Origin of the sequence: Microcoleus sp. MON1_C1, from assembly GCF_036701945.1 — a bacterium.
Lineage (GTDB): Bacteria > Cyanobacteriota > Cyanobacteriia > Cyanobacteriales > Microcoleaceae > Microcoleus.
On record NZ_JAUBRO010000100.1, the window covers coordinates 1 to 8,286 of the forward strand.

5 protein-coding genes are annotated in these 8,286 nt (G+C 44.8%); 2 read left to right on the plus strand and 3 right to left on the minus strand.

The window, feature by feature from the left end:
• Positions 1-128: 128 nt before the first annotated feature.
• The gene (locus QUA62_RS28535; RefSeq protein ID WP_333408181.1) at positions 129-1,208 is read right to left on the minus strand and encodes an IS4 family transposase; all 1,080 of its coding nucleotides are present in this window, start codon (positions 1,206-1,208) and stop codon (positions 129-131) included.
• A gap of 53 nt (positions 1,209-1,261) precedes the next feature.
• On the opposite strand from QUA62_RS28535, the gene QUA62_RS28540 reads away from it, so the two are divergent.
• Positions 1,262-1,738 (plus strand): four helix bundle protein, encoded by a 477-nt coding sequence (locus tag QUA62_RS28540; protein ID WP_445301731.1) that lies wholly within the window; start codon positions 1,262-1,264, stop codon positions 1,736-1,738.
• A 50-nt stretch (positions 1,739-1,788) separates the two neighbouring features.
• On the opposite strand, the gene QUA62_RS28545 is transcribed toward QUA62_RS28540, so the two are convergent.
• Together QUA62_RS28545 and QUA62_RS28550 are read right to left on the minus strand one after the other, a co-directional pair.
• On the minus strand, positions 1,789-5,334 hold the full coding sequence (locus tag QUA62_RS28545; RefSeq protein WP_445301732.1) for a sensor domain-containing protein: 3,546 nt from the start codon (positions 5,332-5,334) through the stop codon (positions 1,789-1,791).
• A 156-nt stretch (positions 5,335-5,490) separates the two neighbouring features.
• Positions 5,491-6,738 (minus strand): transposase, encoded by a 1,248-nt coding sequence (locus QUA62_RS28550; RefSeq protein ID WP_333408183.1) that lies wholly within the window; start codon positions 6,736-6,738, stop codon positions 5,491-5,493.
• Positions 6,739-6,829: 91 nt separating this feature from the next.
• Between QUA62_RS28550 and QUA62_RS28555 the strand changes: the two genes are divergently transcribed.
• On the plus strand, positions 6,830-7,837 hold the full coding sequence (locus QUA62_RS28555; RefSeq protein ID WP_333287545.1) for a zinc-dependent alcohol dehydrogenase family protein: 1,008 nt from the start codon (positions 6,830-6,832) through the stop codon (positions 7,835-7,837).
• The last annotated feature ends 449 nt before the right edge of the window (positions 7,838-8,286 follow it).

Consider the following 8,286-nt stretch of genomic DNA (forward strand, 5'->3'; position numbering starts at 1 on the left):
GATCGAATTGGCAAAACCTACAGCTAGTATGCGTTCGAGTTCCACGGAACTACCCCGCAGGGGGTAAGTTCCGTTTAAAGAAGCTAATATGGAAAGCTTTCAACAGCCTGGGGGGGTGACAAAGAGGCCTAGGAGATAGACCGCATCAGGGTTGCAGCCCGCATACCTTGTTGATAAAAGCGACGTTTATTTGGAGTTAACTTTATTAACTGTTCCACCACATCAGAATATTGTTCGAGATAATTAACCCACTTTTCTCCATCTAAGCCAACACCAAATGTACTCCGTCTTCGATATCTTTTTTTAGGTTCTTGACGCCGACATACATATTTTTCTACCTGCTTTTTCCGAAGAGATGTGCCTTCAAATATTGCCGAACTGTAGGCGAGTGTCATGAGCACAATTATGTTAATCAGTCGATTTTCTTTTAAGCTAGTTCCTTCCAGATCGTAGCCTCCTGTTTTACAATCTCTAAACATTTCTTCAATGCCCATCCGTTGCTTGTCAGCATCGATAGCTGCCGATAATGAACCTAAATCTGTGAGAATAAACCATGCTTCATTAACCTTCCATGCTCCATAGTTTCTTTTCCACTTACAAGCAACATCAAATCCCGTGGCAGGCCGAGTTTTCCTAACTCTTTTACCTTGAAAATATAAAGAGGTTCCTGGTACTATTCCTAATTCATCTAACCGCTGCCAAACTAAATGTTCTATTTCGATACAATGATTCCTCTTTATTCTTAAGCAAAAAGACACACCCTTTTCCTTCAGCCAGTTTCCTAAATCGACCGAACAAAATTCACGATCTCCTAAAACGATGACTTTATATTCTGAAAACAATGGTAAAACTTGCTGTAGATTTGTAGTTTGTTCCTCGAAGTTGCTGCTGCCCAATTTCGGCAACAATGACCAGTACAATGGAATTGCTCTTCGCTCCCAGATTAAGCTAACCATGAACAGATTAATACAGCCCCATTGACTGATCTCGATTGCGATTGATAAGCGAGTACCAACACGGCAATAAGTGGTCAACCAATAAGTAATTAATGGGAACCAAATTAATTCGATTGTTAAGTTCTGTAAATCTAAAAATCTTTGTAATTTACGTCGCCGACTTTCGGCTGTAATTAGACAGGGAAATACTCGGGAGAGCCGCTCTAATCTCACTTGTTTTTCTGATTGCATCAAGGATAGCAAAATTGTCATCACCAAAAACTGAGATGGCGTCAGGTGTTTTTGTAAATGAGTCTGGTAGAATCTTGGTATCATTATTTTTTTGGATAGGCAAGCGTGTAACAACTCTGCTGCCTATCTTTTTTTACCACAAGTTGGCTCAATCCTTACTAACTATGGGTTTGGGAGGGGTCGTCACCCCCCCAGTTCAACAGCTACAAGTTTATCAATTAGCTGAAAAAATATCAAACGAAATATGGTTTATTGTTAAAAAATGGGACGAGTTTACGAAGGATACGATGGGCAAACAAATAGTGCGATCGGCTGATAGTGTTGGTGCTAATATTGCAGAAGGACATGGACGCTATAGCTGCCAAGATAATCAGCGTTTTGTTAAAATTGCCAGAGGCTCATTAAACGAAACAAGACACTGGTTAAGACTTGCCTACGCTCGAAATCTTTTAACTCAAGAACAGAGCGATCGCCTGCATCCCTTATTAAATGAACTTTCCCCAAAACTGAATGCCTATCTTAATTCACTCAAACAAAAAGCCAAAGGTTAACAGTCAACCGTCAACAGTCAACCGTCAACAGTCAACCGTCAACAATCCAATTACCATTTGGGTTGACTTTCTATCAAAAGTGTGGCTGCCATGCTGTCTATCGGCTTTGAGAAAAAGTATCCTTGTCCGTATTCGCATTGCAGCGCTCTGAGTAAATTAAGCTGTTCGCTGGTTTCGATTCCTTCAGCAATTACATCCATACCTAAATGACTGGCTAAAATTAAAATAGTCTGTACAATCGCTTCGTTGCCTTCATCTTCAGTCATGCGGCTAACAAAAGCTCGATCGATTTTTAAAGCATCAGTTGGAAAAGTGTGCAGGCGGCTTAAAGAAGAATAGCCAGTGCCGAAATCGTCAATATATAATTGAATTTCTAATTTTTTCAATTCCGCGAGGATAGCGACTGCTGATTCGGCATTTTCCATGATGACGCCTTCAGTAATTTCTAACTTTAAACTGCGGGGGTCAAGCTGAGTTTCTTGTAAAATTTCGCGGATGCGATCGATTAAATCCGGTTGTTTAAATTGTTGGTTAGAAAGGTTGACGCTGACAGTCAGCGGCGGATTTGTTGGGAATGTTTCGTGCCACTCGTGGATCTGACGGCAAGCCGATCGCATCATCCACCAGCCCATAGGTATAATCAATCTCGTTTCTTCAGCTACTAAAATAAACTCGCCAGGAGATACGACACCCCGCTGCGGGTGATACCACCGCAGCAGCGCTTCAAAACCGCTGATTTTACCGCTGATTAGAGAGACGATGGGCTGATAGTAAAGCTGAAATTCCTGGGAGTCTAAAGCGCGTCGCAGGTCGTTTTCCAGTTGCAAAAGGGCGACGGCGCGAGTGTGCATACTTAAGTCAAAAACTTCGTGGCGAGCTTTACCCAATCCCTTCGCATGATACATGGCAGCATCTGCATCTCGGAGCAGTTCTTCAGGTCGATCGTACAACATGGGTAAGGGGACAGGGGGAACAGGAGAGTCGGAAGATAAGCAAGACAAAGAAGTTTCCCGATCGATATTTCCCAGATTTTCGAGGCTCGACAGTTTGCTGGTTTCCCTTGGAGAGGTAGGAAAACCAGAACAAACAATCCCAATGCTAGCACTGGTAAAAACTTGATATTCGTTAAGGTAAAAAGGCTCTGCCAGTTCCGCTTGCACTCGTTCGGCAATCACGATAGCATCCTCGGTACTTTTGATATTTTCCAGCAAAATAGCAAATTCGTCGCCGCCGAGACGGGCAACAGTATCTCCAGCCCGCAAACAGATTCCCAGGCGCTGGGCGATCGCGATCAGCAACCGATCGCCAACTAAATGCCCCAAACTGTCGTTAACAACCTTAAAGCGATCGAGATCGATAAACAGCACCGCAAACAAAATCTCGGGACGGCGTTTTGAAAGAGCGATCGCGTGCCCCAAGCGATCCATAAATAAAGCTCGGTTGGGCAAACCGGTTAGCATATCGTGCAAAGCATCGTGTACTAACTTATCTTCTGCTATTTTGCGGAGGGTAATATCTTCGACAGTGCCTTCGTAGTAAAGTAAATTTCCGTCAGGGTCGCGCACTGCCCGGCCGTTCTCGGAAACCCAGATAGTAGTGCCGTCAGCCCGGTAAACTTGGGACTCGAACTCAGACACAAAACCGTGTTTTTCGATCGCGCGCAAAAACTCGACCCGCCGGTTGGGATCGACGTAAAGTTGGCGGTCTATGTCTTGAATATTCGCGATCAATTCGGCGGCCGACTCGTAGCCGTAAATTCTCGCCAAAGCAGGGTTAGCGCTGAGGTAGCGTCCGTCGGGCGTTGTCTGAAAAATGCCTTCGATCGCATTTTCAAAGATACTGCGGTATTTCTCTTCCGCCTGTTGCAGGGCGAATTCTGCCTGCTTGCGATCGGTGATATCCGTCAACGTGACGAGATAGCCTAGAACTTCACCGCTTTTGGTCATTTCTGGCACTGCTTGCCAAAAGACCCAGGTTGTGAAGTCACCCTTGCAAAAACGGTACTCTAACTTACAGGGCAACTTGTCCGTGACAGCGCGATACCACTGGCTCAAAACACGCTCGCGGTCTTCCGGATGCACACTTTGTGCCCAACCTTCGCCTATTGCCTTTAGCGCAGTCAGTCCCGCCATCTCCAAAAATCGCTCATTGACGTACAAGCAATCTCCAGCAGCGTCGGCGCGGAAAATCCCCACCGGCAGTATTTTTGCCAAGGTGTAATAGCGGTATTCGCTTTCTAGCAGCGCGCTGGCTGCTACTTTAGTCTCTGTGATGTCAAACATTGCGCCTTGAAGAATGACAGACTTGCTTGCTTCATCGCGAACTGCGGTCGCTTGATCGCGGAACCAGACGACTCGACCGTTGCGGGCGATCGCGCGGTATTCTGAAACCAGCGACCCCTCGCAGAAGATATCTTCTCCATCAGTGAATTTCTGTGTGGCGTTTTCAACTAACACGCGGTCACGGTCTTCTGGGTGAACGAGTTTCAGCCACAGGTCGGGATCTGCTCTCCATTCAGCTACAGAATAACCTAGAAAAGTCTCGATTTGCGGGCTGATGTAAAGTTTGGCAGCCTTGCGGTTGAGGGGAGAAATGTAGGTGACAGCGGGCATTTGTTCTACCAGGGCGCAGTATTTCGCTTCTACAGTGGACAGTGCTGCTTCTAGGCGCTGCCGCTCTAATTCGGCGGCGGCCCGTCCGGCAAAGATGCTGAGAATTAATCGGAATTTGGCAAGATGTGCTTCGACCAGGGGTCGATCGTGAAAAATACAAATAATGCCTAAAGGTTCTCCGTAAGAGTTTTTCAGCAAGACTCCCAGGAAACTGCGCGCACCTGTAACTATCGGTCTGCGGTCTTCTGGAAAGGTTTCCCAGAGGTAGTCGGGACACGAATACATTCCCGCCTCCAGCACCCGCGCTTCGGGAGTATTGGCGGTGTCGCACTCAAAGTTTGGCTGCTGCTGTCCGTCGCTCCACAAACTGATAAGTTGCAATCTATTGGCCGCAGCATTGGTGCGTGCCTTCGACTTAATCGATTGGGCAGCGACGGCGGTGCGAACTCCTAGTGCTGAGGCTAAGTGGCCAACTAAGGCATCAAAGAATTCAGCTCCCCCCGGCGAATCAGTAGCTGCTAGGATTTCGCCCAGCAAATGTTCCTCTAATTGCTCGGAAGCAGTAACTTTGGGAGGATTCTCGGCATTCGGGCGATCGACATTTTCTCCCATCGAACCCGAAATGCCCAGACTTAGGCTTTTGCAGGTTCCAGGCCCCACAATAGGCGAAGAATTCACACTTAGGCGCTCTTGCTTGGCGAAGAATACAGCGCGGCCCCTACCTAAAACTTTACCCAAGAAGCTGTCAGTTGCCGGCCACAGATTTGAGTTCGGGAAAATCAAAAAGTTTTTCCGCATTTTCAATCCCGCAGATAAATCGTCGGGCTTTAATTCTGCCAACTGCCGTTGCTCGTGGGCTAGCGGTAGACTAGATGGCCTTCGGTGGCACTTGAGATAAATCGCGGACACCAAGGCTAAAGTCGCCGATAATCCCAGAATATATGCAAGAATCTCAAAGGAAAAAAATAAATCAAGATCGAACATCGATTAGCACCGCTCGACAATTGTTGTAGTTATCTGAAGCCAATCTATTTAAAAATAACTAAGTATCGTCACGGATGGGTAACGAATACAAGGTCAGATCGCCGTGAAGGCGACAAGAGAGTTAACTGTTTACAAAAAACCGGGGAATACTTGACATTACCGAACTTTTTGTGGTTCTTTGCGTACAGGATCAACCCGTACAGGTGAAATTGCAAACATATATATACGGTTGTGGCACTCCTCTAAGGGTGAGTTTGCGTTTAATTTTATAATCATATTTAACGCTGCATTCACATCACCATTAATCCCACTTTCATTGAAAAACCTAAACCACCCTCGTTTACCTCTCTTACCCTGGTAAGACTCTTGCTTACCTACAGGCTCTAAATCCCCAAACCTGCGCTTATTTGTATAAGATGCTTGTGTAACTATTACCTTGATACCGAATAACGCAGTGTTGTAAGTAATAAATTTTAGGAGCTGGGTAGGAGAAATTACCACAAAATTCTTATGCTTTTTTTCTGATTTTATATTTTGTTTATCCCTCACATTTGTACCCCTAATTAACTGAAGTATTTTCTCATCCACCAACCGCTTGGCAATCAAACTGCTGGTTTGATGAAGGTAGTTTTCTAATCGCTTGTTTCGATTAAAGGTGATTTGCTGGATTGGGCGCGTGGTAGATTTTCCCGGGTCAAGTTTTGACTGTAAAAATGCTCGGCGCTGATTGAAACCTTGATTAATTGATTTGAGATGTTTTTTATCATAGATAGTTGGAGTAAGTGTTGGCTTATTGGATGCCAAAACTACGATGTTATCAATCCCTAAATGTCTACCTGGTCTGAAGTGACCATTTAAATCCACCAACGTTACAGGCTTTTGATTGGCAACCTTAATAAAGTATATCGCTGCTGTAAAACCTCTCCTTACCTTGATTAAATTTGGAAACTTTGTAGAAATTATTATGTCATTTTGAGAGAAATGAAGTAGTTCATTATTTTTGTCACTTCCCCTTTTTTCTAGCGATTGGTTATCATGAATGAACAATTTACGGTCCCAGATTTTATGTTGGTATTGGGGGAGGCTGGGGAGAAATGAAAATCGAGGTAGATTTCGGTCATAAGCTATTCTTGACTTGTGGCAATCCTCCCTATCGTGAAGAACTTGTTTGAGAACTTGATTGCTAATCTTAGCAAATGATTGAGAGCCATCTGTAGGTTTTAAGATGGCAGATAACTGTCTGATAATTCTGGTACTACCAACTTTAGATGCCGAAGAAAAAAAGTGTTTCCTCATATAATATTTACCCTGATTGTAGAGATTTATCGACAGAATCGATAAGTCATCAAACTGTTTATAAAACTGATGCTGTCCATCTATGTAAGGCCTTTCAACAACAATCATAAATTTTGAGATAAACGAAAAGTTTTTTGTTGCTTTGCTAAGCAATATACAATAAAGTCTAGGGATTATCCGATCTAGTGTAACACCCATGATGAAAGCGATCGTTTTTCAAACGCCCGGAAGCCCGTCCGTATTGAAACTGCAAGATATCCCCGCCCCTACTATACAAACAGAAACTGATGTTTTGGTACGCTTGCGAGCGGCGGGTATCAATCCGATAGATACTAAGTTGCGATCGCGCGGCACTTTTTACCCCGAGAGAACTCCTCACGTTTTGGGGTGCGACGGTGCTGGAGTCGTAGAGGCTGTCGGTGCTGGTGTGCAAAGTTTCCAAGTGGGAGACGAGGTTTTTTTCTGCAATGGCGGTTTGGGCGGGTCGATCGGTACTTATGCTGAGTTTGCCGTTGTAGACGAACGCTTTCTCGCCCTCAAGCCTGCTGCTTTAAGTTTTGTGGAGGCGGCGGCGGCACCGTTAGTTTTAATTACAGCTTGGGAATCGCTGTACGATCGAGGGCGCTTGCAAGCCGGCCAAAAAGTGCTGATTCAAGCTGGTGCCGGCGGTGTCGGCCACGTCGCGGTACAGTTGGCGAAGTTGCAAGGGGCAGAGGTTTGCACGACTGTCAGTTCTGAGGAAAAAGCCAATTTTGTCAAGCCCTTAGGTGCAGATTCAGTTATTTTATACAAAAATACCAATGTTGTCGATGAGGTTTTGACTTGGACTCAAGGACAAGGAGTTGATTTGGCTTTCGATACAGTCGGGGGAGAAACTTTTTACCAAACTATTCCGGCTGTGAAGATTTATGGAGATTTGGTAACCATTTTGGAACCCGATCCAGCTTTGGGCAATTTGAAAACAGCGAGAATGCGGAATCTGAGAATTAGTCTGGAATTAATGTTAACACCGATGCTGGAAGGTTTGGTGGAGGAACAAGAACAGCAGGCTCATATTTTGCAGAAGTGTGCTCGTTTGTGCGATCGCAACTTGCTAAAAATTCACGTCAGCAAAACTTTCCCTCTCGAAGAAGCGCAAGCCGCTCACGAACTGTTAGAAACAGGCTCAGTAACCGGTAAAATAGTGCTTGAAATTGCGGCTGGTTAAAAATGCGGATGGTTAAATAAGAAATTCACAACTGATATCATGTCCGGTCGAGGAACGGCGATTTTTGTAGGGCGGGTTCACCAAGAAGACCTGCCAATAATTGACAATCTCAAAAACTCGCCCCGACCGGGATATTATGCTTAATCGATCGGACATGATATGAAATTATTGGAGAGAAAGGTGCAAAATCCTGGTTAATAATTTTGAGAGAGTTGTGGCTAATTCAACGACCAAGGTGAATCTTGGTTTTATATCAAATCCGTTGGCATCGGAATGATTCATCTGTCTCTTCCGTTTCTCTGTATCCTCTGCGCCTCTGCGGTTTAATCATTCCAATACAACCGGAATTCATATTATTACGCTGATGATTAACGGGACTTAAACAATAAATCAGAGATAAGTAAGCTATAATGTAAGTAGGGTAAGCATTTAACGTTCCCGTCACACCC

What these genes read in the sequence shown, in the direction of transcription:
- QUA62_RS28550 (WP_333408183.1), bottom strand. Translation starts at nt 6,738, where the DNA reads ATGATTGTTGTTGAAAGGCCTTACATAGATGGACAGCATCAGTTTTAT.
- QUA62_RS28555 (WP_333287545.1), top strand. Translation starts at nt 6,830, where the DNA reads ATGAAAGCGATCGTTTTTCAAACGCCCGGAAGCCCGTCCGTATTGAAA.
- QUA62_RS28545 (WP_445301732.1), bottom strand. Translation starts at nt 5,334, where the DNA reads ATGTTCGATCTTGATTTATTTTTTTCCTTTGAGATTCTTGCATATATT.
- QUA62_RS28535 (WP_333408181.1), bottom strand. Translation starts at nt 1,208, where the DNA reads ATGACAATTTTGCTATCCTTGATGCAATCAGAAAAACAAGTGAGATTA.